The organism is Dietzia sp. oral taxon 368 (assembly GCF_002999155.1).
GTDB lineage: Bacteria > Actinomycetota > Actinomycetes > Mycobacteriales > Mycobacteriaceae > Dietzia > Dietzia cinnamea.
The window spans coordinates 3,293,032-3,316,889 of sequence record NZ_CP027238.1 but is presented as its reverse complement, the minus strand read 5'-3'; the positions used below and the strand labels follow the sequence as shown (position 1 = coordinate 3,316,889).

Annotated in this window: 22 protein-coding genes; 17 read left to right on the top strand and 5 right to left on the bottom strand. The window is 71.1% G+C overall.

All coding sequences use genetic code 11. The features are described 5' to 3' along the window. The first annotated feature begins 5 nt into the window (after window positions 1–5). The 10 genes from atpB (at window position 6) to nucS (ending at window position 8,380) form a co-directional block, all read left to right on the top strand. The gene (atpB, locus tag C3V38_RS15525; protein ID WP_007627624.1) at window positions 6–731 is read left to right on the top strand and encodes a F0F1 ATP synthase subunit A; all 726 of its coding nucleotides are present in this window, start codon (window positions 6–8) and stop codon (window positions 729–731) included. 100 nt (window positions 732–831) lie between these two features. Beyond that, window positions 832–1,071 carry an ATP synthase F0 subunit C gene (locus C3V38_RS15520; protein WP_106386252.1) on the top strand — a complete coding sequence of 80 codons (240 nt, stop codon included), beginning with the start codon at window positions 832–834 and terminating at the stop codon, window positions 1,069–1,071. Between the two features lie 32 nt (window positions 1,072–1,103). Then, a complete protein-coding gene (locus tag C3V38_RS15515) occupies window positions 1,104–1,676 on the top strand; it encodes a F0F1 ATP synthase subunit B (protein WP_106386251.1) in 573 nt (190 codons plus the stop codon). A gap of 14 nt (window positions 1,677–1,690) precedes the next feature. Beyond that, window positions 1,691–2,509, top strand: a complete 819-nt coding sequence (locus tag C3V38_RS15510; protein ID WP_106386250.1) for a F0F1 ATP synthase subunit delta — start codon at window positions 1,691–1,693, stop codon at window positions 2,507–2,509. Window positions 2,510–2,605: 96 nt separating this feature from the next. Beyond that, window positions 2,606–4,246: a F0F1 ATP synthase subunit alpha gene (gene atpA, locus C3V38_RS15505; protein ID WP_007627617.1), complete on the top strand. Its 1,641-nt coding sequence runs from the start codon at window positions 2,606–2,608 to the stop codon at window positions 4,244–4,246. Between the two features lie 55 nt (window positions 4,247–4,301). After that, window positions 4,302–5,288 carry a F0F1 ATP synthase subunit gamma gene (locus C3V38_RS15500; protein ID WP_007627615.1) on the top strand — a complete coding sequence of 329 codons (987 nt, stop codon included), beginning with the start codon at window positions 4,302–4,304 and terminating at the stop codon, window positions 5,286–5,288. Window positions 5,289–5,291: 3 nt separating this feature from the next. Next, entirely contained in the window at window positions 5,292–6,740 is a 1,449-nt protein-coding gene (atpD, locus tag C3V38_RS15495; RefSeq protein ID WP_007627613.1) for a F0F1 ATP synthase subunit beta, read from the top strand. A 9-nt stretch (window positions 6,741–6,749) separates the two neighbouring features. After that, a complete protein-coding gene (locus C3V38_RS15490) occupies window positions 6,750–7,121 on the top strand; it encodes a F0F1 ATP synthase subunit epsilon (RefSeq protein WP_007627612.1) in 372 nt (123 codons plus the stop codon). A 58-nt stretch (window positions 7,122–7,179) separates the two neighbouring features. After that, window positions 7,180–7,629 (top strand): DUF2550 family protein, encoded by a 450-nt coding sequence (locus C3V38_RS15485; protein ID WP_106386249.1) that lies wholly within the window; start codon window positions 7,180–7,182, stop codon window positions 7,627–7,629. A gap of 70 nt (window positions 7,630–7,699) precedes the next feature. Continuing rightward, the gene (gene nucS, locus C3V38_RS15480; protein ID WP_106386248.1) at window positions 7,700–8,380 is read left to right on the top strand and encodes an endonuclease NucS; all 681 of its coding nucleotides are present in this window, start codon (window positions 7,700–7,702) and stop codon (window positions 8,378–8,380) included. A gap of 292 nt (window positions 8,381–8,672) precedes the next feature. Here nucS and C3V38_RS15470 read toward each other — a convergent pair whose 3' ends face one another. Then, window positions 8,673–9,551 carry a hypothetical protein gene (locus C3V38_RS15470; protein ID WP_254426019.1) on the bottom strand — a complete coding sequence of 293 codons (879 nt, stop codon included), beginning with the start codon at window positions 9,549–9,551 and terminating at the stop codon, window positions 8,673–8,675. A 34-nt stretch (window positions 9,552–9,585) separates the two neighbouring features. Next, entirely contained in the window at window positions 9,586–10,056 is a 471-nt protein-coding gene (gene mce / locus C3V38_RS15465) for a methylmalonyl-CoA epimerase (RefSeq protein WP_106386247.1), read from the bottom strand. A 76-nt stretch (window positions 10,057–10,132) separates the two neighbouring features. On the opposite strand from mce, the gene C3V38_RS15460 reads away from it, so the two are divergent. Together C3V38_RS15460 and C3V38_RS15455 are read left to right on the top strand one after the other, a co-directional pair. Beyond that, window positions 10,133–11,332 (top strand): acetyl-CoA C-acetyltransferase, encoded by a 1,200-nt coding sequence (locus C3V38_RS15460; protein WP_106386246.1) that lies wholly within the window; start codon window positions 10,133–10,135, stop codon window positions 11,330–11,332. A gap of 35 nt (window positions 11,333–11,367) precedes the next feature. After that, window positions 11,368–12,312 carry a tetratricopeptide repeat protein gene (locus C3V38_RS15455; RefSeq protein WP_106386245.1) on the top strand — a complete coding sequence of 315 codons (945 nt, stop codon included), beginning with the start codon at window positions 11,368–11,370 and terminating at the stop codon, window positions 12,310–12,312. 90 nt (window positions 12,313–12,402) lie between these two features. On the opposite strand, the gene glgB is transcribed toward C3V38_RS15455, so the two are convergent. Together glgB and C3V38_RS15445 are read right to left on the bottom strand one after the other, a co-directional pair. Further along, window positions 12,403–14,721 (bottom strand): 1,4-alpha-glucan branching protein GlgB, encoded by a 2,319-nt coding sequence (glgB, locus tag C3V38_RS15450; protein ID WP_254426018.1) that lies wholly within the window; start codon window positions 14,719–14,721, stop codon window positions 12,403–12,405. An 11-nt stretch (window positions 14,722–14,732) separates the two neighbouring features. Further along, window positions 14,733–16,751 carry a maltotransferase domain-containing protein gene (locus C3V38_RS15445; protein WP_061229422.1) on the bottom strand — a complete coding sequence of 673 codons (2,019 nt, stop codon included), beginning with the start codon at window positions 16,749–16,751 and terminating at the stop codon, window positions 14,733–14,735. Window positions 16,752–16,907: 156 nt separating this feature from the next. On the opposite strand from C3V38_RS15445, the gene C3V38_RS15440 reads away from it, so the two are divergent. From C3V38_RS15440 to C3V38_RS15430, 3 genes are read left to right on the top strand one after another with little or no spacing between them, the layout of a single operon-like run. Then, window positions 16,908–17,750: an ABC transporter ATP-binding protein gene (locus C3V38_RS15440; RefSeq protein ID WP_106386244.1), complete on the top strand. Its 843-nt coding sequence runs from the start codon at window positions 16,908–16,910 to the stop codon at window positions 17,748–17,750. A 5-nt stretch (window positions 17,751–17,755) separates the two neighbouring features. Further along, entirely contained in the window at window positions 17,756–18,532 is a 777-nt protein-coding gene (locus C3V38_RS15435; RefSeq protein ID WP_106386530.1) for an NUDIX hydrolase, read from the top strand. A 10-nt stretch (window positions 18,533–18,542) separates the two neighbouring features. Beyond that, the gene (locus tag C3V38_RS15430) at window positions 18,543–19,772 is read left to right on the top strand and encodes an SAM-dependent methyltransferase (RefSeq protein WP_106386243.1); all 1,230 of its coding nucleotides are present in this window, start codon (window positions 18,543–18,545) and stop codon (window positions 19,770–19,772) included. Here C3V38_RS15430 and C3V38_RS15425 read toward each other — a convergent pair. Beyond that, window positions 19,757–21,088: a PQQ-binding-like beta-propeller repeat protein gene (locus C3V38_RS15425; RefSeq protein WP_106386242.1), complete on the bottom strand. Its 1,332-nt coding sequence runs from the start codon at window positions 21,086–21,088 to the stop codon at window positions 19,757–19,759. The genes C3V38_RS15430 and C3V38_RS15425 overlap by 16 nt on opposite strands. A 206-nt stretch (window positions 21,089–21,294) precedes the next feature. Between C3V38_RS15425 and C3V38_RS15420 the strand changes: the two genes are divergently transcribed. Continuing rightward, window positions 21,295–22,926, top strand: a complete 1,632-nt coding sequence (locus C3V38_RS15420) for an AMP-binding protein (RefSeq protein WP_106386241.1) — start codon at window positions 21,295–21,297, stop codon at window positions 22,924–22,926. 128 nt (window positions 22,927–23,054) lie between these two features. Then, window positions 23,055–23,840 (top strand): electron transfer flavoprotein subunit beta/FixA family protein, encoded by a 786-nt coding sequence (locus C3V38_RS15415; protein WP_106386240.1) that lies wholly within the window; start codon window positions 23,055–23,057, stop codon window positions 23,838–23,840. The last annotated feature ends 18 nt before the right edge of the window (window positions 23,841–23,858 follow it).

Sequence of the window (23,858 nt, the reverse complement as noted above, 5' to 3'; positions counted from 1 at the left end):
AGTGGTTGACGGACTTCGCCGGCGGTGCCTTCACCCTCGACCGCCTCATGCTGGTCCGACTCCTCATGGCGGTCGTTCTCCTCGCGTTCCTCGTGATCGCGATGCGCAACCCGAAGCTGGTGCCGCGGGGCGTCCAGAACGTCGCGGAGATCTGTCTCGACTTCGTCCGGGTGCACATCTCGGAGGAGATCCTCGGCAAGGAGCAGGGTCGCCGCTTCCTCCCGATCATCGCGACGATCTTCTTCGCGGTGGTGGCGATGAATCTGCCGGCCATCATCCCGGGGCTGAACATCTCCCCGAACGCGCGGATCGGCTTCCCGCTGGTGCTCGCCCTGCTGGGCTACGTCACGTTCATCTACGCGGGATCCAAGCGCTACGGCTTCGGTCGCTTCATCAAGGCGAGCGTCGTGATCCCCAACCTGCCGCCGGCCCTGCACCTGCTGGTGGTGCCGATCGAGCTGGTCTCCACGTTCATCCTGCGCCCCGCCACGCTCACCATCCGACTCATGGCGAACATGCTCGCGGGGCACTTGATTCTGGTGCTGCTGTTCAGCGCGTCGAACTTCTTCTTCTGGCAGCTCAACGGCTGGACGGTCCTTTCCGCCGGCATCTCGCTGCTGTCCGTCGCGTTCACGCTCTTCGAGCTGCTGGTGATCTTCCTGCAGGCCTACATCTTCGCGCTGCTGGTCGCCGTCTACATCGACAGTGCGCTCCACGCGGAGAACCACTAGTACCCGGGCCGACAGGCCTGACACGACCACCCGTCAATCAGACAACCCACGTCCGACCGGGGCGGAACCACCCGCCCCGGCCATCTGAAAGGGAAACCCCATGGACATCGTCACTCTCGCCCAGGCCACCGAGCAGACCGTCACCGGCTACGGCGCGATCGGCTACGGCCTCGCCGCGATCGGCCCCGGCATCGGCATCGGCATTCTGGTCGGCAAGACCGTTGAGGGTATGGCGCGTCAGCCCGAGATGGCCGGCACCCTCCGTACCACGATGTTCCTCGGCATCGCCTTCACCGAGGCGCTCGCCCTGATCGGTATCGTCGCCGGCTTCCTGTTCTGACCGACGACACACCGACCTCTTAGGGACGCACCATGAACAACGTCATCGCCATCTTGGCGGCCGAGGGGGAAACACTCCCCCTGGAGGAGAGCCCCAACCCGCTCATTCCTCCGCTGTATGACATCGTCTGGTCGCTCATCCCGCTCGCCGTCATCCTCTGGCTGTTCTGGAAGTTCATCCTTCCGAAGTTCCAGCAGGTTCTCGATGAGCGAGAGGAGCGGATCGAGGGCGGTCTGCGTCGTGCCGAGCAGACCCAGGCCGAGGCGAAGGAGGAGTTGGCCAAATACAAGGCCCAGCTCGCCGAGGCGCGCAGCGAAGCGGCCAAGATCCGCGACGACGCGCGAGCCCAGGGCCAGCAGATCCTCGCGGACATGAAGGCCGAGGCGCAGGCCGAGAGCGACCGGATCGTCGCCGCCGGCAACCAGCAGCTCGCGGCCCAGCGTCAGCAGATCGTCGCGGAACTCCGTTCCGATCTCGGGCGTCAGTCCGTCGATCTGGCCGAGCGGCTCATGGGTGAGCAGCTGTCGGACTCCGTCCGTCGCTCCGGCACCATCGACCGCTTTCTGGCAGACCTCGACCGGGTCCCCGGCGCGGGCAAGAACTAAGGGAAGTGGAGTCCATGCACGCAGCGAGTCGCGACGCGCTCGACCAGACCCGTGAGGCACTGAAGTCCGCCCTGGCCGCCGATCCGGCCGGCGGGGCGACCGGTGCGAAGGTGGGCCAGGAGCTCTTCCAGGTCGTCGACGTCCTGGAGGACAACCGGTCACTCCGGGTCGCCGTGGCCGACACGTCCGCCCCGGTGGAGGCCCGCCAGGACCTCGTCCGCGGGGTGTTCGGGTGGAAGGTCGACCAGACCACGCTCGACCTCCTGCTCGCTGCGGTGTCCCGGGACTGGTCCAACCCGCGTGAACTGCGGGCGGGCCTGATCCTGCTGGGCCGCGAGGCGCTCCTGCGCTCCGCGGAGGAGCAGGGCCAGCTCCAGACGGTCGAGGACGAGCTGTTCCGGCTCGGCCGCATCGTCGCCGGCGACGCGGAGTTCGAGCAGGCCCTCGCCGACAAGACCGCGCCGGCGGACGCCAAGCGGGCCCTGCTCGCCCAGGTGCTCTACGGCAAGGTCACCGCGGTCACCGAGGCGCTGGCCTCCCAGGCCGTCGCCCGGCCGGCCGGGATGCCCGCGGACGACTTCATGGAGATATCCCGGCAGGCCGCGGAACTGCGCGGCCGCGCCGTGGCCGTGGTGACGAGCGCGGAGCCCCTGACCGAGCAGCAGACCGACGACCTCCGTGGCCGGCTCGCGTCGATCTACGGCCGCGAGCTGGCCATCCACAACGACGTCGATCCCGCCCTGCTGGGCGGGGCGGTGGTCCGCGTGGGTGACGAGATCATCGACGGCAGCGTGGCGGGTCGCCTGGACGCGTTGCGGCGCACCCTGCGCTGACCGGTTCGACCGGTCGAACGACGAGCTGCGGTCTCCAGTGGTCGAGGCTCGGCACACACCTATAAAGCACATCCCGACTTTGAGAGCAGGAATGACATGGCGGAGTTGACGATCTCCTCCGATGAGATCCGCAGCGCGATTGCGAACTACACCTCGACTGTTTCGACCGACGCGACCAAGGAAGAGGTCGGCGTCGTCGTCGACACCAGTGACGGCATCGCGCACATCAGCGGTCTCCCCTCGGCGATGGCCAACGAGCTGCTGGAGTTCCCGGGCGGCATCCTCGGCGTCGCGCTGAACCTGGAGGACCGCGAGATCGGCGCGGTCATCCTCGGCAACTTCGAGGAGATCGCCCAGGGCCAGGAGGTCCGTCGCACCGGTGACGTCCTCTCCGTGCCCGTCGGCGACGGCTTCCTCGGCCGCGTCGTCAACCCGCTCGGCCAGCCGATCGACGGCCTCGGCGACATCGAGTCGGAGGACACCCGCGCCCTCGAGCTGCAGGCCCCCTCCGTCCTCGAGCGCCAGCCGGTCGAGGAGCCCATGCAGACCGGCATCAAGGCGATCGACGCCATGACGCCGATCGGCCGCGGCCAGCGTCAGCTCATCATCGGTGACCGCAAGACGGGCAAGACCGCCGTCTGCATCGACGCCATCCTCAACCAGAAGGCCAACTGGGAGTCGGGCGACAAGACCAAGCAGCTGCGGTGCATCTACGTCGCGGTCGGCCAGAAGGGCTCCACCATCGCGGGCGTCAAGGCGACCCTCGAGGAGCACGGCGCGATGGAGTACACGACCATCGTCGCGGCCCCGGCCTCCGACTCCGCCGGCTTCAAGTGGCTCGCCCCGTTCACCGGCTCGGCCATCGGCCAGCACTGGATGTACCAGGGCAACCACGTCCTCGTGGTGTTCGACGACCTGTCGAAGCAGGCCGACGCCTACCGTGCGATCTCGCTGCTGCTGCGTCGCCCGCCGGGCCGCGAGGCCTACCCGGGTGACGTCTTCTACCTCCACTCCCGCCTGCTGGAGCGGTGCGCCAAGCTCTCGGACGAGATGGGCGGCGGCTCGCTGACCGGCCTGCCGATCATCGAGACCAAGGCCAACGACGTCTCGGCGTTCATCCCGACCAACGTCATCTCGATCACCGACGGCCAGGTCTTCCTCGAGTCCGACCTGTTCAACCGTGGTGTGCGGCCGGCCGTCAACGTCGGTATCTCCGTCTCCCGAGTCGGCGGCGCCGCCCAGACCAAGGGCATGAAGAAGGTCTCCGGCTCGCTGCGTCTCGACCTGGCCGCATACCGCGATCTCGAGTCGTTCGCGACGTTCGCCTCCGACCTCGACGCCGCCTCCAAGGCCCAGCTCGAGCGCGGCCAGCGTCTGGTGGAGATCCTCAAGCAGGACCAGAGCTCGCCGGTGGCCGTCGAGGACCAGATCGTGTCGATCTACCTCGCGGGCGAGGGCTTCTACGACAGCGTCCCCGTCGAGGACGTGCGTCGCTTCGAGAACGAGCTCCTCGAGCACCTGCACCACGCCGCCTCCGACGTCTACGAGCAGATCGCCGGCGGCGCCGCGCTGTCCGACGACTCGATGTCCACCCTCAAGGCCAAGACCGACGAGTTCAAGGAGGGCTTCGTGGCCTCCGACGGCTCGCGGGTCGTCAACGAGCCCGAGGCCGAGGCGCTGTCCGAGGACGAGATCGACCGCGAGACGCTGACGGTCACCAAGAAGAAGAAGGCCTGAGGCCTCGCGATGACAGCCATCCGATACTCGGGCGAGAGGAGCGTGATCTGAGACCATGGCCAACCTGCGCGAACTCCGCGACCGGATCAAGTCGGTCAACTCGACCAAGAAGATCACCAAGGCCCAGGAGCTGATCGCCACCTCGCAGATCTCCAAGTCCCAGGCACGGGTCGCCGCGGCGAAGCCGTTTGCGGACCAGATCACGGCGATCCTGACCGACCTCGCGAGTGCGTCGTCGATCCAGCACCGCATGCTCAACGAGCCCGAGGATCCCAAGCGGTCCGCGGTCCTCGTGGTGACCTCCGACCGTGGCATGGCCGGCGGCTACAACCACAATGTCCTCAAGGAGGCCGCCGAGCTCATCGCGTACCTCGAGGGCGAGGGTCGCGAGGTGGACATCTACGTCCTCGGCAACAAGGGCATCGTCTACTACACGTTCCGGGAGATCCCCCTCGCCGGTTCGTGGTCCGGGCACTCCGAGAAGCCCGACTACCAGGAGGCCCGGCCGGCCTTCCAGCTCCTGTCGAAGGCGTTCGCTGTCGGCGGCGAGGACTCGTTCGACGCCGCGGAGTTCCTCGGTGAGGATCACCAGGGCGACACGACCCGTAAGGGCGTGGACGAGGTCCACATCGTCTACACCCGGTTCGTCTCCATGCTGACCCAGACGCCCAAGGCGCGGCGGTTGGCGCCGATCGAGACCCAGGTCGAGATCGAGGAGCTGGACCTGGGCGAGGACTACATGGACTCCCCGGAGGCCGAGTTCAAGCCCGAGGTCACCTTCGAGCCGGACGCCGACACCCTGCTCGACAACCTCCTCCCGAGGTACATGTCGACCCGGGCCTTCGCCGCACTGCTCGAGTCGGCGGCGTCGGAGTCGGCGGCCCGTCGTACGGCCATGAAGTCGGCGACGGACAACGCGACCGACATCGTCGAGGGCCTCAGCCGTGAGGCGAACCAGGCCCGTCAGGCACAGATCACCCAGGAAATCAGCGAGATCGTCGGCGGAGCCGGTGCGCTCGCCGCGAGCGCAGGAAGTGACTAGACAATGACCACAGCTGTAACCGATCAGAGCACGACGGGCACGGCCGGTCTCACCGGCCGGGTCTCCCGCGTCCTGGGCGCGGTCGTCGACGTGGAGTTCCCGCGCGGCGCCCTCCCGGCCCTCTACAACGCCCTCACGGCCGAGATCACCCTCCCGGCCGTCGCCAAGACGGTGACCTTCGAGGTCGCCCAGCACCTCGGTGACAACATGGTGCGCTGCATCTCGATGCAGTCGACCGACGGTCTCGTCCGCGGTGCCGAGGTCGTCGACTCCGGCAAGCCGATCTCGGTGCCGGTCGGCGACGTCGTCAAGGGCCACGTCTTCAACGCGCTCGGCGACTGCCTCGACGCCCCCGGCACGGGCCGGGACGGCGAGCAGTGGGGCATCCACCGCGAGCCGCCGGCCTTCGACCAGCTCGAGGGCAAGACCGAGATCCTCGAGACCGGCGTGAAGGTCATCGACCTGCTGACCCCGTACGTGAAGGGCGGCAAGATCGGCCTGTTCGGTGGCGCCGGTGTCGGCAAGACCGTTCTCATCCAGGAGATGATCACCCGTATCGCGCGTGAGTTCTCCGGTACGTCGGTGTTCGCCGGCGTCGGCGAGCGCACCCGTGAGGGCACCGACCTCTTCCTCGAGATGGAGGAGATGGGCGTTCTCCAGGACACCGCCCTGGTGTTCGGTCAGATGGACGAGCCGCCGGGGACGCGTATGCGCGTCGCCCTCTCGGCCCTGACGATGGCCGAGTACTTCCGCGACGTGCAGGGCCAGGACGTCCTGCTGTTCATCGACAACATCTTCCGTTTCACCCAGGCCGGTTCCGAGGTCTCGACGCTGCTGGGCCGTATGCCGTCCGCCGTCGGTTACCAGCCGACCCTGGCGGACGAGATGGGTCAGCTGCAGGAGCGGATCACCTCGACCCGCGGGCGCTCGATCACCTCGCTGCAGGCGATCTACGTCCCCGCGGACGACTACACCGACCCCGCGCCGGCGACCACGTTCGCCCACCTCGACGCCACCACGGAGCTCTCCCGCTCCATCGCGTCGAAGGGTATCTACCCGGCCGTGGACCCGCTCACCTCGACCTCCCGCATCCTCGAGCCCGGCATCGTGGGCGAGGAGCACTACCGCGTCGCGCAGGAAGTCATCCGGATCCTCCAGAAGTACAAGGAGCTCCAGGACATCATCGCGATCCTCGGTATGGACGAGCTGTCCGAGGAGGACAAGGTCACCGTCCAGCGGGCCCGTCGTCTCGAGCGCTTCCTGGGCCAGAACTTCCTCGTCGCCGAGAAGTTCACCGGCCAGGTCGGCTCGGTCGTGCCGCTGTCCGAGACCATCGAGGCCTTCGACAAGCTGTGCAAGGGCGAGCTCGACCACCTGCCCGAGCAGGCGTTCAACGGCATCGGCGGTCTGGACGACGTCGAGAAGGCCGCCAAGAAGCTCTCGGGGAAGTGACCGTAGACAATGGCTGACATCGAAGTCGAGTTCGTCACGGTCGAGCGCCGCTTCTGGTCCGGTACCGCCACGATGGTGGTCGCCAAGACCACCGAGGGCGAGATCGGCATCCAGGCCGGGCACGAGCCGCTGCTCGGCGAACTGGACGCCGGTGGCACCGTGACCGTCTACACCGACGAGGGCAAGAAGGTCGCCGCGGTCCAGGGTGGCTTCCTCTCGGTCACCGCCCACAAGGTCAGTATCCTCGGTGAGGCGGCGGAGTGGTCCGACGCGATCGACCGTTCCGCTGCCGAGAAGGCGCTGTCCGAGGCCGGCGACGACGCCGCCGCCGCCGCAAAGGCCCGGGGTCGCCTCCGCGCCATCGAGAAGGCCGGCGCCTAAGTCGACCTCCGGCCCGACCGGCACCCCCGGCCGCGGCCACCGGAAGGAGTTGAGCAGATTGACGGCTCCCATCGAGATCGTTCTCGGTGTCGTCGTCCTGCTCGTCCTGATCCCGGTGGTCGCGGCCGCGGTCTATCGTCTGGTGGTCGTCCGACGGAACTCCACGTCGGTCCTCGTGCGCAGGACGGGGGAGGAGTCGTGGCGATACGGAGCGGTCCGGTACTCCGATACCGACGTCGCCTTCTACCGCCTGGGCAGCGTCCGGTTCGGAGCCGATGTACGGCTCGACCGTCGGAGTCTCGCACTGGGGGCGCGACGACAACCGACCGGTCCCGAGCTCGACGTGGCCGAGGAGGGCGAGGTGATCGTGCCCTTCTCCGGGACCGATCCCGGGGGCTCCGTCGTCGAGGGTGAGCTGTGCCTCGCGCCCGCCGAACTGACCGGGATGCTCGCATGGGTCGAGGCCTGTTCGACCGAGCAGGTACGCCCACGGCGTCCCCACCGCTGACGCCCCGGGACCGCGCTCTCGGTCCGCTGCCCGCTCCCAGCGGTTCACTGCCCGTATCCAGGAGGAATCCGTGCGTCTCGTCGTCGCCACCTGTCAGGTCGACTACGTGGGCCGTCTCACCGCGCACCTTCCCATGGCGCCGCGCCTGCTGCTCGTCAAGGCCGACGGCTCGGTCAGCGTCCACGCCGACGACCGGGCGTACAAGCCGCTCAACTGGATGACGCCGCCCTGCTCACTGACCGAACAGGACCACCCGGAGAACCCTGATCACCGCCTCTGGATCGTGGAGAACAAGGCGGGGGAGCAGCTGCGGATCACCGTGGCCGAGGTGCACCACGATTCCCATCACGAACTCGGCGTGGATCCGGGTCTCGTGAAGGACGGCGTCGAGGCCCACCTGCAGGAACTGCTCGCCGAACACATCGAGACCCTGGGGCCGGGCTACAGCCTCGTGCGCCGCGAGTACATGACCGCCATCGGGCCGGTCGACATCCTCGGCCGTGACGCCGACGGTGTGACAGTGGCGGTGGAGATCAAGCGTCGTGGCGAGATCGACGGCGTGGAACAACTCACGAGATACCTGGAGCTGCTCAACCGCGATCCGCTGCTCGCCCCGGTGACCGGAATCTTCGCCGCACAGGTCATCAAGCCGCAGGCCCGCACCCTCGCCACTGACAGGGGAATCCGCTGCGTCACCCTCGACTACGACACTCTCCGCGGCATCGAGTCCACCGACCTACGGCTCTTCTGAGCTAGGCAGATGCCCAGGAGACACCGGCGCGGCGGCGGCGAACCCCCCGCGCCCCGGCGGGACGGCCTCGGCGGCGGCCCGCTCGAGTCCGGCCCCGCCGGCGATCCCGATCCGTACCACGTCCGACGGATCCCGGCGGCACGGGCTACGAAGGACTACAGGTGCCCGGGCTGCGACCACCTCGTCACCGTGGGAACACCTCACGTGGTCGCCTGGCCGGACCGGCCGGGCGGCGACGACGAGCGACGGCACTGGCACGCCGGATGCTGGGCTGGCCGCGGCCGTCGTGGTCTCACTCGTCGCTGGAGCTGAACCCCGGTTCCGGCGGCAGCTCGAACACGTCGTCGCCCTCGGTGCCGGGGACGGGTTCGAGCCTCGCGCGGATCGCGGTGAGATCGCCGACCACACGCAGCCGGAGGTCCCGTAGCTCCTCGACGTGCGCGCGTGCCCGCGCCGTGACGGCCCTCGCCTCGTCGCGGGCCCGGTCGACGATCCGTCGCGCCTCCTCGTGCGCCTCACGGCGCGTCGCGTCGGCGGCGGCGACCGCGGCGTCGTGGCGCTCGCGCTCCTCTCGCAGCGACTCGCTGCGGCGCAGATCCGACGCGAGTCGGAAATCCTCGTCGATCTGCTCCCGACGACGGGCGGCCTCCTCGTCGAGCGCGCGCGCCTGCCGCTGGGCGGCGCGGACGATCTCCTCCGCCCGCGTGCGGGCCGCGGCGAGCACGACGGTGTGTTCTGTCCGGACGGCCGCGGCCCGGGCGCGGACGTCCGACAGTTCGGCGGCCGCGGTCTCCCGGAGTCTCCACGTCTCCTCGTCGGCCTCGGTGCGGACGCGATCCGCGGCCGAGAGGGCGGCGTCGCGTATGGCCGCGGCCTCTGCGGTGGCGAGCGAGAGCATGGTGGACAGGCGATCCGACATCTGGTCGCTGGTGACCGGCGCCCGTCCCAGCTCCGCGACGCGGGACTCCAGCTCGCGCACGCGGTCGTGTGCCCGCCCGGCCTCTGCAGCGGCCCGGTCGGCGCGCGCGACGGCGGCGTCGCGGTCAGCGCGCAGGAGTTCCGTCTCGGCCTCGAGGCGGGAGAGGGCGGCCGTCACCTGCTCGCGGTCGAAACCCCTGCGCACCACCGCGAACGGCTCGATGGTCGCCGGGGGTGTGTGCATGCTCGACATACCCCCACCCTAGCCGCGGGCGCGGCCGTCGCGCCTAGTGCTGATCGGCGGCGGGCTCGACCAGCTCGAGGAGCACGCCGCCCGCGTCCTTCGGGTGCACGAAGTTGATGCGGGAGTCCGCCGTGCCCCGCTTGGGCGCGGGGTACAGGACCCGGACGCCGCGGCCGGTGAGGTGGTCGGTGATCGCGTCGATGTCTGTGACACGGACCGCCATCTGCTGGATGCCGGGCCCGTTGCGGTCGATGAACTTGGCGATGGTCGAGGTCTCGTCTAGCGGTGCGAGGACCTGGAGGAGGGCGCTGCCCTCGGGGCGTCCGGGGGAGCCGAGCATCGCTTCGCGCACGCCCTGCTCCTCGTTGACCTCCTCATGGAGGTTCTCCATGCCCAGGTTGTCGCGGTACCAGGCCACTGCGACGTCGAAATCGGGCACCGCGACGCCGACGTGGTCGATCGCCACGACGAGCTCGGACGGCAGCAGGGGTTGGCCGGTTGGGGTAGTGGTCATACCTGCCACGTTATCCGTTCCCCCGTCCCGGTAGTTTGGCCAGTACAGTCGTTTCCCCTCGATCGGAAGGTGTCCCATGACAGCCGACCCCACCCGCACCGTCATCGTCTCCGGTGCCCGCACCCCGTTCGGCCGCCTGCAGGGGGGCCTGTCGTCCCTGTCCGCCCCCGAGCTGGGCGGCATCGCCATCCGCGCCGCCCTCGAGCGCGGTAACGTCCCCGCCGAGGCCGTCGACCAGGTGATCATGGGTCAGGTGCTGTCCGCCGGTAACGGACAGATGCCCGCGCGGCAGGCGTCGCTCGCGGCCGGTATCCCCAAGCGCGTCGACGCGCTGAGCATCAACAAGATGTGTCTGTCCGGGCTCACCGCCATCGCGCTCGCCGACCAGGCGATCCGCTCGGGCCACTCCGAGGTCGTCGTCGCGGGCGGCCAGGAGTCCATGTCGCAGGCCCCGCACCTGCTGCCCAAGAGTCGGTCGGGCTACAAGTACGGTTCCATCGAGGTCCTCGACCACATGGCCTTCGACGGCCTTCACGACGTGCCGACGGACCAGCCGATGGGCGCGCTCACCGAGACCCGCAACGCCGAGCTCGAGATCACCCGTGAGCACCAGGACGAGTTCGCCGCGATCTCCCACCAGCGCGCGGCCGCAGCTGCCGCGGAGGGCCGGTTCGCCGACGAGATCGTGCCGGTCACGGTCAAGGGCCGCAAGGGCGAGACCGTCGTGGACACCGACGAGGGGGTGCGCCCCGATTCCACACCCGAGTCGATGGCCAAGCTCAAGCCGGCCTTCTCCAAGGACGGCACCATCACGGCCGGGTCGTCGTCGCAGATCTCCGACGGTGCCTCCGCGGTCATCGTGACCAGCGCCGCGCGGGCCGAGGCCGAGGGCTGGACCGTCCTGGCCGAGATCGTCGGGTACGGGACCGTCGCCGGCCCCGACTCGACGCTGCAGCACCAGCCCGCCGACGCGGTCCTCGACGCCTGCAAGCGGGCGGACATCGACGTCAAGGACATCGACCTGTTCGAGTTCAACGAGGCCTTCGCCTCCGTCGGTCTGCACTCGACCCGGATGCTCGAGCTCAGCTCGGACAAGGTCAACGTCAACGGCGGCGCCATCTCGATCGGCCACCCGATCGGCGTGTCCGGTAACCGCGTCGTCCTCACGCTGGCGCTCGAGCTCGCCCGGCGGGGCGGCGGACTCGGCGCGGCCGCGCTCTGTGGCGGCGGCGGCCAGGGCGACGCCCTGATCATCCGGGTGCCCGCAGCCGGCTGACACCCCCGCCCGGGCATCGTGGCAGGATCGGATACGTGACGAGACCAGGTAACCGACCCCCGTCCGCCGCCGAGCAGAAGCTCGCGGCGTCGCTCGCCGGCGCCGTCGATCTCTCCGGCCTGAAGAAGCGGGCCGAGACCCGTCGGGACGCGGCCGCCCCCGGTCGCGCCCCGGGTCAGGGCGGTCCGCCGCAGGCTGGGGGGTCGCGGGTGCGGGTGGAGGTGGACGAGGCCTCCTTCGAGCAGGAGGTCCTCGTCCGCTCCGACCAGGTGCCGGTGATCCTCGAGCTCGTGTCGCAGCGGGCGCCGACCGCGCTGACGGCGACGCTGGCGGCCCTGGCAGAGGAGGCCGGGGGTCAGTGGGTGCACGCGACGGTCGACGTCGACGTGGCCCCCGGGATCGCACAGGCACTCCAGGCGCGGGCGGTGCCCACGGTCTACGCCGTGGCGGCCGGGCGGCCGCTCGCGGACTTCGAGGGCGAACAGCCCGAGGAGGCCCTGCGCCAGTGGCTCGCGGCCGTGCTCCGCGCGACCGAGGGCAAGCTGAGCGGCCCGGCCCCGGAGGCCGGGGAGGCCGAGCCGGACGAGGAGTCGGATCCCGAGCGGGACGCCGCGGAGGAGGCGTTGGCCGAGGGGGATCTCGCGACCGCCGAGGAGCACTTCACCGCGCTCGTGGACGCGCGACCCGGCGATCACACGCTGGTCGAGGCGCTGCAGTACGTCCGGGCGGCGCGGCGAGTGTCGGAGGTCGCGGACGCGGGCGAGGGAACGGTGCCCGAGGCGCTGCGGGCCGCGGACGCGGCGCTGCTTGCCGGGGAGTACGAGACCGCTTTCTCCGGGCTGGTGGGCGCCGTCCGGGTCACCGCCGGCGACGACCGTGCCGCCCTGCGCGCGAGGCTGCTGGAGCTCCTCGACGCGCTGCCGGCGGATGATCCGCGGGTGCTGGCCGCGCGCCGCGACCTGGCGAGCGCCCTGTACTAACGCATCACCGGTGGCCCCGCGTCGGGCCGCCGGTGAACCGCGTCGAGCCGTCGGCGGCCTCCACCCCGAGAGTCCGCCGACGGCTCACCGCTATGCGGTGGCGGCGTGGCGGAGCCACACGGTCGCGCGGGAACCGACCGTGATCGCGGCGGAGTAGGGCCGCCCGTGGTGGGAGACCTGCTCGGCGTGGACGCCGCCGTAGTTGCCGGCGCCGGATCCCTCGTAGGCCTCGGCATCCGTGTTGAGGATTTCTTCCCAGTAGCCGCCCTCGGGTAGGCCGATGCGGTAGTCGCCGAGTGGCGCGCCGGAGAAGTTCACGACACACGCGATGGTGCTGCCGTCGTGGTCGGTCCGCAGGAACGACAGCGTGTTGTGCTCGGAGTCGTTCGCGTCGATCCACGAGAAGCCGGAGGGATCGTCGTCGAGCGCCCACAGTCCGGGGTTCTCGGCGTAGCGGGCGTTGAGGTCGCGCACACAGTCGCGGATGCCGCGGTGGTACTCGCCCTCCCAGCCCTCGAGGTCGTCCCACGCGACGCCGCGCTCGGCGTTCCACTCGGTGGTCTGGCCGAACTCGAGTCCCTGGAAGAGAAGCTTCTTGCCGGGGTGGGCCCACATGTAGGCGTAGAGGCTGCGGATCCCGGCGGCGCGGTCCCACGAGGAGCCGGGCATGCGCTCCCACATGGAGCCCTTCCCGTGGACGACCTCGTCGTGGCTGAGCGGGAGGACGAAGCGCTCGCTCCAGGCGTACATGAGCGAGAAGGTGATCTCGCCGTGGTGGTAGCCGCGGTAGATCGGGTCCAGGCCCACGTACTGGAGGGTGTCGTTCATCCAGCCCATGTTCCACTTCATCGAGAAGCCGAGCCCACCGGTGTAGGTGGGGGAGGTGACGCCGCCCCACGAGGTGGACTCCTCGGCAACGGTGAGGACGCCGGGGTGCTTGCGATGGACGGTGGCGTTGACCTCCTGGAGGAACGAGATGGCCTCGAGGTTCTCGCGGCCGCCGTGGATGTTGGGCGTCCACTGGCCCTCGTCGCGGGAGTAGTCGAGGTAGAGCATCGAGGCGACAGCGTCCACCCGGAGGCCGTCGACGTGGAACTCGTCCGCCCAGTACAGGGCGTTGGCGACGAGGAAGTTGCGGACCTCGCGCCGGCCGAAGTCGAACACGTAGGTGCCCCAGTCGGGCTGCTCACCGCGCCGGGGGTCGCCGTGCTCGTACAGCGGGGTGCCGTCGAACCGGCCGAGGGACCACTCGTCCTTGGGGAAGTGCGCGGGGACCCAGTCCACCAGGACGCCGATGCCGTGTGAGTGCAGGTGGTCGATCACGTAGCGCAGGTCGTCCGGGGAGCCGAACCGACTGGTGGGGGCGAAGTAGCCGGAGACCTGGTAGCCCCACGACCCGCCGAAGGGGTGCTCGGCGACGGGCATCAGCTCCACGTGCGTGAACCCGGTCTCGAGCACGTGCTCGGCGAGCTGGTGCGCGAACTCGCGGTAGTCGAGGCCGGGGCGCCAGGAGCCGACGTGGACCTCGAGGATCGTCATGGGGGAGCGGGAGTGGTCGCGGGTCGCTCGGGCGGCGATCCACTCGTCGTCGTTCCACTCGTAGGCGGAGGTGAACACCTTCGACCCGGTGGCGGGGGGCACCTCGGTCGCGACGGCCATGGGGTCGGCGTGGTCGACGGTCCGGCCGTCGGCGCCGCGGACGCGGTACTTGTAGACGGCGCCGTCGCCGACGCCGGGGACGAACAGCTCCCACACGCCGGAGGAGCCGATCGAGCGCATGGGCAGTGCCACGGGGTTCCACCCGCAGAAGTCGCCGACGACGCTGACACCGCGGGCGTTGGGTGCCCACACGGCGAAGGACGTGCCGGTGACCGGCCCGGTGGGGGAGTCGTAGGTGCGGACGTGCGCACCGAGTGCGTCCCAGAGGCGCTCGTGGCGCCCCTCGCCGATGAGGTGCAGGTCGACCTCGCCGAGGGTCGGCAGGAACCGGTAACCGTCGGCGACGGTGCGGGTGTGGCCGTCCGCGTAGGCGACGCGGTAGCGGTAGTCGGGCACTTCGGCCTCGGGCAGCGCGGCCTGGAACAGGCCGTCGGAGACGGGCTCCATCGGGACCGTCCGGTCACCGAAGTCGATCTCGACGGACACCGCACCCGGCTGCATGGTGCGCACGACGGAACCGTCTCCGTCGCGGTGCGTCCCGTACACCGAGTGGGGATCGTGGTGGGTGCCCGCGCGCAGCCGACCGAGCACCTCGTCGGTGAGGGGCGTGGGATGCGGGGCGGCGGCCGGAGCGGGGCTCGCGGCCGGCCCGGGTGTCGCGGGTGCCGCCGGGGATGACGGCGACGACGACGAGGTCTTCTCCGGCCGGCGCCGGGCGGTCGCGGGGTCCTGCTTCTTGTGCTTTCCCATGGTCGTTCGCCTCAATCCACGGTGTGCGTTCGGTAGGACAGTTCGACCCTACGTGCTTCGGAGCAGGGTGGGATCGAGACGATGTGCGCGACCGCGGACCACGGCTCGAGCCGGATGTAATTGCTCGACCCCCAGTGGAACTCGGTGCCCGACACCTCGTCGCGGACGCTGAACCGGGCGTCGTCGTCGTAGCCGAGCGCCGCCATGTCCAGGTGCAGGGTGCCCTCCTGCGCGCCGAGGGAGTCCAGGGTGACCACGGTCAGGACGGTGTCGCCGGTGGCGGGATCGATCTTGGAGTAGGCGAGGATCTGGTCGTTGTCGACGTCGTGGAAGTGCAGGGTCCGCAGCTGCTGGAGCGCGGGGTGCTCGCGCCGGATCCGGTTGAGCGCGCGCAGCCAGGGCGCCAGCGACTGTCCGGCGGCCTCGGCGGCCGCGAAGTCGCGGGGCCGCAGTTCGTACTTCTCCGAGTCGAGGTATTCCTCGCTGCCCTCGGCGACCGGCTGCCACTCGTAGAGTTCGTAGCCCGAGTACACGCCCCAGGCGGGCGAGAGGGTCGCGGCGAGGGCGGCGCGGATCGCGAACATCGCCGGGCCGCCGCGCTGGAGCGACTCGTGCAGGATGTCCGGGGTGTTGGTGAACATGTTGGGCCGCGCCTCGTCGACGTGGGCCAGCAGCTGCTCGCAGAACTCGACCAGATCGGCCTTGCTGGTCTTCCACGTGAAGTACGTGTAGGACTGCGAGAACCCCCGCTTGGCGAGCCCGAACAGCCGGGCCGGTCGGGTGAACGCCTCGGCGAGGAACAGCACGTCGGGCTCGGTGCGCTTGACCTCGCTGATGAGCCGGTTCCAGAAGTCGGCGGGCTTGGTGTGCGGGTTGTCCACACGGAAGATCCGCACGCCCAGTGAAGTCCAGTGCCTGACCACGCGCAGCACCTCGGCGTAGATGCCCTCGGGGTCGTTGTCGAAGTTGATCGGGTAGATGTCCTGGTACTTCTTGGGCGGGTTCTCGGCGTAGGCGATGTGTCCGTCGGGCAGGACGGTGAACCACTCCGGGTGCTCGGCGGCCCACGGGTGGTCGGGCGCGCACTGCAGCGCGAGATCGAGGGCCACCTCGACGCCGCGTTCGCCCGCGTACTCGACGAGACGCCGGAAATCCTCGGTCGTACCGAGGTCGGGGTGCACGGCGTCGTGGCCGCCGTCCCGTGAACCGATGGCCCACGGGGACCCCACGTCGTCCGGGTCGGGGGTCAGTGTGTTGTTGCGACCCTTGCGGTTGATCTCCCCGATGGGGTGGATGGGCGGCAGGTACACCACGTCGAAACCGAGGTCGACCGCGTGGTCGACGTACGCCCGCGAGGTGGCGAACGTGCCGTGGACGGGTCTGCCCTCGGCGTCCCAGCCGCCGGTGGATCGGGGGAAGAACTCGTACCAGGAGCTGAACTGAGCCTCGCGGCGATCGACCCACACCCGGTGGGTCTGCCCCACGGTGACCAGTTCGCGCACCGGGTCGGTGGCGAGCGCCGCGGCGACCTCCGCCGACAGGGCGCGCTCCGTGCGGGTGGCCGCGTCTCCGTCACCGCGCAGCGCGTCGGCGGCCCCCGAGAGGAGGGCGGCGCGGTCGGTCTCCCCCGCGGTGGTGGCCCGGGCGACCGCGAGGTCGAGCACGCGCGCGCCCACCTCGAACTCGTTGCCCAGCACGTCGGCGTCCTGACCCGCGTCCATCTTCTTGATGATGCCGCTGCGCCAGGTGGCGAAGGGGTCGGACCAGGCCTCCACGCGGAACGACCACATGCCGGGCACGTCGGTGGGCAACAGGGCGTGCACGGTGTCGGGTTCGGTACCGGGCGCCATCGTGGTGCGCGAGGAGAGGCCGCCGGGTCGGCGTACCACGAGGCTGGCGGACAGGGCGTCGTGCCCCTCCCGCCAGACGACGGCCGAGATCGGCAATATCTCGCCGACCACCGATTTCGACGGGAACCTCCCGCAGGAGACGAGGGGACGGACCTCGTCGATGGCAAGACGGTCGTTCACGTCGGTGCTCCTTCCGGCTGCGGGTCGGCGCCGCGAAGTGGCGACGTCCGTCACCGTCGACGCTAGCGAAGTCGGGCCGATCCTTCAGGGCCGTCATCTCCGGTTAACCCGCGCGAGTCGTGTTCCTCCCCACCCGGGGCCGCGATAACCGGTTAGATGGGCGTCGTGAGCACCGCCATCGACATCGACCCCGACCTCGTCCTCGACCTGCGTGACGTCTCGCTCCGGCGGGACGGCAAGCCCCTCGTGGGGCCACTGACCTGGCAGGTCGAACTCGACGAGAGGTGGGTGGTGCTCGGCCCCAACGGTGCGGGTAAGACCTCGCTCCTGAGGATCGCCTCGGCGTTGGAGTACCCGAGCACGGGCACAGCCGTCATCCTCGGTGAGCAGCTCGGTCGGACGGAGGTGACCGAGCTGCGCAGCCGGGTCGGCCTGTCGTCGGTCGCCGTCGCGGGCCGGATCCCCGGCGACGAGGTGGTGAGCGACCTCGTCATCTCCGCCGGGTACGCGGTCCTGGGCCGCTGGCGGGAGAGGTACGACGAGCAGGACTTCGACCGCGCCGCCGACACCCTGGAGTCGATCGGCGCCGAACATCTCGCGGACCGGACGTGGGGCACACTCTCGGAGGGCGAGCGCAAGCGCGTGCTCATCGCGCGCGCCATGATGACCGACCCCGAACTGCTACTGCTCGACGAGCCGGGCGCCGGGCTGGATCTCGGCGGCCGCGAGGACCTCGTCGCCCGGCTCGGGGACATGGCCATGGACCCGGACGCCCCCGCGACGGTCCTGGTGACCCACCACGTCGAGGAGATCCCCCCGGGATTCACCCACGCCATGCTGCTGGCGGAGGGTGAAGTGACCGCCATGGGGCTCATCGACGACGTGATCACCTCCGGGAACCTCAGCCGGGCCTTCGCGCAGTCGATCACGGTCGACGCGATCGACGGCCGCTACTTCGCCCGCCGTGCCCGCCGATCGGGCCGGCACCGACGGGCGTGACCGGCGTGGCGGGCGCGAATGGCGGCGGCGGGGACACCCACGCGGGATACGCGCCGGACTCCGTCCCGATCCGTGAGGCGGCGACGGTCGCGCTGATCCGCGACGCCCGGGTCGGCGGGGGAGTCGAGGTGTTCCTGCAGCACCGCGTGTCGACGATGCAGTTCGCGGCGGGCATGTCGGTGTTCCCCGGCGGCGGGGTGGAGCCGCGCGACTACCACGGCACGCGGTCCTGGCGGGGGCCCGCGCCGCGGTGGTGGGCCGAGCGGTTCGGCATCGACGAGGGCCGCGCCGCCGCGGCGGTCCGAGGGGTCGCGCGCGAGCTGTTCGAGGAGACCGGCGTCCTGCTCGCCGAGCCGGCGGAACCCACCCCGCGCCCGACCACGCCCGCGGCCGTGCCCCCGGCGTCGCCCGGCGTCGCCGAGCGGCGCGCGCTCGACGCGGGGCACGGGGACCTCGACTCGCTCCTGGCCGCCCACGACCTGGTGCTGTCCGCGCACCTGCTGCGGCCGTGGGACCGCTGGACGACCCCGGTCGGGCCGCCGCGGCGCTACGACACGCTGTTCTTCGTGGCCGCACTGCCGGAGGGGGCGGAACCGGACGGCGGGACGAGCGAGGCCCGGGCCGCCGAGTGGATCCGCGCCGACGACGCCGCCCAGGCCGGCGTCCTCGGGCACCTCGGGATGCTCCGGCCGACCCTCGACGTGCTGTCCGACCTCGCGGGAGCCGCGGACGTCGCCGAGGTGCTGGCCACCGAACGGGCCATCGCGCCCGGCGGGAACTAACCTTGCGGCGGTGACCCCCGAGGACCTCGACTTCCTGCGCACCGACGCCGGCCGCGACCTGATCGAGCTCGCCGCCGGGCTCGACTGGTCGCGGGCCCACGTCGTGTCCTCGACGGCGACCGTGCGCCGCGCGGACGCCGAGCACGCGGCCGCGGCGATAGACGTCGTCACCGCCCGTGCCCGCGCGCACGGCCGGATCCGCGGGGCGGGGGCGATGCTTCTCACCGACGAGGCGGTGCAGCAGGCCACGGCCTGGCCCGTCGCCGCCCTCCGCGCCGAACGCCTGGCGGGCCGGGACGTCCACGACGTGACGTGCTCGGTCGGCGCCGAGCTCACCGAGCTCGTCCGCACGGCCGGCCGCGTGATCGGCTCGGACCTCGACCCGGTGCGCGCGCGGATGGCCGCCCACAACGTCCCCGGGGCGCTGGTGTGTGTGGCGGACGCGCTCGCGCCGCCGAGCCGCGACGCCGTGCTGGTGGCCGATCCCGCCCGCCGCGCCGGGGGACGCCGCATCCACGACCCGGCGCAGCTCAGCCCACCGCTGCCGGACCTCCTCGCCGTGGCCACGGACCGCGACCACGTTATCAAGTGCGCGCCCGGACTCGACACCTCCGCCCTCGGCCACGAGGGCGAGGTCGAGCTGGTCTCCCTCGACGGCTCGGTACGCGAGGCCTGCCTGTGGTCGTCGGGCCTGGCCGGGGGCGTACGGAGACGCGCGACGGTCGTGCGCACCGCCGCCGCCGGGGCGCCGGGCCCGTGGGGACCGGCGCGCCTGACCGCGGACGGTGTCGCCGTGCACGTGGAGGAGGTGACCGACGGCGACGACGACGAGGTCGCCGCCCACCCCGAACCCGAGCGGTTCATCGTGGACCCGGACGGGGCGGTCGTCCGGGCGGGGCTCGTGCGGCACTGGGCCCGCAGACACGGGCTCCGTCAGCTCGACCCGCGGATCGCGCACCTGACCGGCCCGCGGATCCCTCCGGGCCACAGCGGGTTCGAGGTGCTCGAGCGGTGTCGGCTGGACCGCAAGCAGCTGCGTCTCGCCCTGCGCGCGCGGGACTGCGGGTCGCTGGAGATCCTCGTGCGCGGCGTCGACACCGACCCGGACGTGCTGCGTCGCTCGCTGTCGCTGTCGGGGTCGCGGCCGCTCGCGCTGGTGGTCACCCGCATCGGCACGTCGGCCGTGGTGTTCGTGTGCGGGCCCCGGACCCGGGCCACCGGGGATCAGCCGAACATGTAGACCGCGCCCATCGCGGTCGTCAACGCGATCCGACCGTCCGAATCGACGCTGAGCCCCGACACGGGACCCGACGCCGCGGGCACCTCGAGCCGGTGGACGGTCCGCCCGTCGCCGCCGTCGAGCACGTGTACGGCGATGCCGGGCTCGCCGCCGCCACCGCCCGCGCGCACGGCCACGATCACCTGCCCGTCCGGGGTCGCGGCAGGGTTGGTGAGCTGCTGCAGATCGTCCCGGCGCCAGACCTCGCGGCCGGTCCCGTCGACCGGGCGGACGGCCACCACGGGCGCCGGGCCCGCGTCGTCGTCGTGCTCGTCGTCGGGACCCCTCCACACGGTCGTCGTGCGGCCCGCGGTGACGAGGGTGCCGTCGGGCAGCAACGCCGGCGAGGCGTCCGGGCGGTACCCGACCGGCACCGACCACAGTTCGGCGCCGTCGGCCGCCCGGTACGCGGCGAGGGCGCCGTCCGCGGCGTGCACGTAGACCTCGTCCCGGTCACCCGACAGGACCACCGGCACGCCCAGCCGGCCCTCGGTCAGAGGGACGCGCCACAGGACCTCCAGGGCGGGCGCGTCGTCACCGACCAACCGCACTGCGACCAGCTCCGGCTCCGCCGCGCCCGGCGTCCACGCGGTGAGGTACGCCGTGGCCGCGTCGGTGTCCACGGCCGCCGTCGCCGGCACCGGACACCCCCGCGCGCCGGTGGCGCACCACGGCAGACCGTAGGCCGGATCGTCCGTCACGACGTCACCGGTGAGACGCAGCTCGGGGGTGACGTCCAGACCCGTGTGGGCGTTGACTACACGCGCGACCCCGAGGTGGGAGACGAGCAGCAGGTGGCGGTTGTCCATCAACGTCACGGTGGTCGGCACGCCGCGGGTGGCGGCGAACCACCGGTTCTCGCCCTCGGCGGCCACCGCCGCGACCCCGCCGTACGCCGGGACGAACAGTGACCCGCGCCCGTCGACCGTCGCCGTGATGCGCGGGCCGTCCGTCGGCATCCGCGAGCACCACCGCTTGCGGCCGTCGTCGGCGGTCAGGGCGAAGAGGTTGCAGCCGCGCTCGGAGACCGTCGCCTGGAACGACGTGCCGATCCCGTCGGAGGACGCCACTCCGATCGCCGGGGCGCCCAGCGTGCGCGACCAGAGCAGCTCGGGGGAGTCCGACACCCCGGCGTGCGCCCGCGACGAGTTCGGCGGGCCACCGGCCACCGACGACCAGCTCGCGGCCTGGCCGAGGCGCGCGCCCCCGCTCGGCGTGTCCGACGCGCAGCCCGAGGCCACGCCCAGGGCGAGCCCGGCCACGACCAGGGACCGCACGGTGCGCGGTAACGATGCCGGTGCCACAGGTCCCCCCGTCGAAAGAGTGATCAGGGCGTAAGCGTAGTCCGAGCGCCCGGCGACCCAGGGGTACGCCCGGGGGAACCGCCACTCGCGGAGCGCGCTCCGCCGATACCGTGACGACACTCACCCTGCCCGCGAGGGCACCAGCCCCGGCCCCGGCCCGACGGAAGGCGGACACCCCGATGACAGCGAACTCCGGACTCGACACCGCGCTGACCCCGCTGAGCTTCCTGGAGAAGGCCGCGCGCGTCTCACCCGACGCGACCGCGGTGGTCGACGGCCCGCGGCGCCAGACCTACGCCGAGTTCGCCGACCGGGCCACCAGACTGGCCTCGCTGCTGAAGATGCGCGGCGTCGCGCGCGGCGACCGCGTCGGCGTCCTCGCCCCCAACTCCGCGGAGGCCCTGCTCGCCCAGTTCGCCGTCCCGCTGGCCGGCGGAGCCGTGGTCGCACTCAACACCCGTCTGGCCCCGGCCGAGATCGCCTACATCGTCGACCACGCCGGCATCGAGGTGCTCATCGCCGACGCCGACCTGCTCGCCGGCCTGGGCGACGAGGTCCCCGACGCGCTGCGGCTCGTCCTGGTGGCCCCCGACGCCGACGGCACCCAACCCGATGTCACCCGCTTCGGCCCCCGCGCCGAGGCGCTGGAGGAGGGGCTCGCGAACGCCTCGCCGCAGCCCGTGCCGTGGACCGTCGCCGACGAGGACTCCGTCATCGCCGTCAACTACACCTCCGGCACGACCGGCCGCCCGAAGGGCGTCATGTACACCCACCGCGGTGCCTACCTCAACGCGCTCGGCGAGATCATCACGCAGGGCCTCGACGCCGATTCGCGGTACCTGTGGACCCTGCCGATGTTCCACTGCAACGGTTGGTGCACCACCTGGGCCCTGACCGGGGCGCGGGGCACCCACGTGTGTCTGCGCGCCGTCCGCGGGGAGGACATCTGGAGACTGTTCGACGACGAGGGGATCAACCGCCTCGCCGGTGCCCCCGCCGTGTTGAGCACCATCGCGGACGACCCGGCCGCCCGGCCGATCGAGGGGATCCGCATGATCACCGCGGGGGCCCCGCCCTCGCCGACGATCCTGCGCCGCTTCGAGGATCTCGGGATCGACGTCACCCAGGTGTACGGCCTCACCGAGACCTACGGCCCCTTCACCGTGTGCACCCCGCAACCCGGCTGGGCCGACCTCGACCCCGACGAGCGTGCCGGCCTCAAGTCCCGCCAGGGCGTCGCGATGATCCACGCCGACACCGTGCGCGTGGTCGAGCGCACCTCGCCGGGGGAGACCCGCCTGAACGACGTCCCCGCCGACGGCGTGACGATGGGCGAGGTCGTCATGACCGGCAACGGTGTCATGAAGGGCTACTTCAACGACCCCGAGGCCACCGCCGCCGCGTTCGCGGGTGGGTGGTTCCACTCCGGAGACCTCGGCGTGATGCACCCCGACGGGTACGTGCAGCTACTCGATCGCGCGAAGGACGTGGTGGTCTCCGGCGGCGAGAACATCTCCACCATCGAGGTCGAGCAGGCGATCGTCTCGCACCCCGACGTCGTGGACTGCGCGGTCGTCTCCATGCCCGACGAGAAGTGGGGAGAGCGGCCCAAGGCGTACGTCGTGGTCCGGCCCGGGTCGGAGCTCGACGAGGCCGGCGTGATCGAGCACTGCCGCACGAAGATCGCCCGCTACAAGGTGCCGGGCGCGGTCGAGCTCACCGAGGCGCTGCCCCGGACGTCGACGGGCAAGGTGCGCAAGAACGAACTGCGCGACGCCGCGTGGGCGGGCTGGGAGAAGCGGATCAACTGACCGGGCGAACCCGGCCCCGCCCCCGTGACGCCGGTGGCGTTATTGTGTCAGGCAGGATCACAATCCGGTGCGCCCGGTCATGACGGGGGCGCACCCCGCCCCGACTCGCAGGAGGTCGACGCAGGCCCATGACGAACATCGTCGTACTGATCAAGCAGGTTCCCGACACCTATTCCGAGCGCAAGCTCTCGGACGGGGACTACACCCTGGACCGCGAGGCCGCGGACGCGGTCCTGGACGAGATCAACGAGAAGGCCGTCGAGCAGGCGCTCCAGATCAAGGAGGCCAACGGCGGCGAGGTCACCGTCCTGTGCGCCGGCCCGGATCGCGCCACCGAGGCCATCCGCAAGGCCCTGTCGATGGGAGCCGACAAGGCCGTGCACCTCAACGACGAGGGCCTCCACGGATCCGACGTCGTCCAGACGGCGTGGGCCCTGGCCAACGTCCTGGGCACCATCGAGGGCACCGAGCTGGTCATCGCCGGGAACGAGGCCACCGACGGTCGCATGGGCGCGGTCCCGGCCATCCTCGCCGAGTACCTGGGTCTGCCCCAGCTCACCCACATGCGGACCCTGGAGATCGCCGACGGCGTCGCCAGGGGCGAGCGTGAGACCGACGAGGGCATCTTCGAGGTCGAGGCCTCGCTGCCGTGCGTCGTGTCCGTGGCGGAGAAGATCAACGAGCCGCGGTTCCCGTCCTTCAAGGGCATCATGGCCGCCAAGAAGAAGCCGGTCGAGGCCCTCACCCTGGCCGACGCGAATGTCGAGGCCGGCCAGGTCGGCAAGGACAACGCCGCGTCGACCGTGACCTCCTCCGCGCCCAAGCCGCCGCGTGCGGCCGGTGAGAAGGTCGTCGACGAGGGCGAGGGCGGCAACGACATCGCCAAGTACCTCGTGGCGCAGAAGCTCATCTGACGCGAGCTCACCCCGACC

Bases quoted from the DNA above. Each gene is read 5' to 3' on its own strand.
- C3V38_RS15510 (WP_106386250.1), top strand. From the start codon at position 1,691: ATGCACGCAGCGAGTCGCGACGCGCTCGACCAGACCCGTGAGGCACTG.
- C3V38_RS15440 (WP_106386244.1), top strand. From the start codon at position 16,908: ATGGGCGTCGTGAGCACCGCCATCGACATCGACCCCGACCTCGTCCTC.
- C3V38_RS15500 (WP_007627615.1), top strand. From the start codon at position 4,302: ATGGCCAACCTGCGCGAACTCCGCGACCGGATCAAGTCGGTCAACTCG.
- mce (WP_106386247.1), bottom strand. From the start codon at position 10,056: ATGACCACTACCCCAACCGGCCAACCCCTGCTGCCGTCCGAGCTCGTC.
- C3V38_RS15520 (WP_106386252.1), top strand. From the start codon at position 832: ATGGACATCGTCACTCTCGCCCAGGCCACCGAGCAGACCGTCACCGGC.
- atpD (WP_007627613.1), top strand. From the start codon at position 5,292: ATGACCACAGCTGTAACCGATCAGAGCACGACGGGCACGGCCGGTCTC.
- C3V38_RS15515 (WP_106386251.1), top strand. From the start codon at position 1,104: ATGAACAACGTCATCGCCATCTTGGCGGCCGAGGGGGAAACACTCCCC.
- C3V38_RS15460 (WP_106386246.1), top strand. From the start codon at position 10,133: ATGACAGCCGACCCCACCCGCACCGTCATCGTCTCCGGTGCCCGCACC.
- C3V38_RS15420 (WP_106386241.1), top strand. From the start codon at position 21,295: ATGACAGCGAACTCCGGACTCGACACCGCGCTGACCCCGCTGAGCTTC.
- atpA (WP_007627617.1), top strand. From the start codon at position 2,606: ATGGCGGAGTTGACGATCTCCTCCGATGAGATCCGCAGCGCGATTGCG.
- glgB (WP_254426018.1), bottom strand. From the start codon at position 14,721: ATGGGAAAGCACAAGAAGCAGGACCCCGCGACCGCCCGGCGCCGGCCG.
- C3V38_RS15490 (WP_007627612.1), top strand. From the start codon at position 6,750: ATGGCTGACATCGAAGTCGAGTTCGTCACGGTCGAGCGCCGCTTCTGG.
- C3V38_RS15470 (WP_254426019.1), bottom strand. From the start codon at position 9,551: ATGTCGAGCATGCACACACCCCCGGCGACCATCGAGCCGTTCGCGGTG.
- C3V38_RS15415 (WP_106386240.1), top strand. From the start codon at position 23,055: ATGACGAACATCGTCGTACTGATCAAGCAGGTTCCCGACACCTATTCC.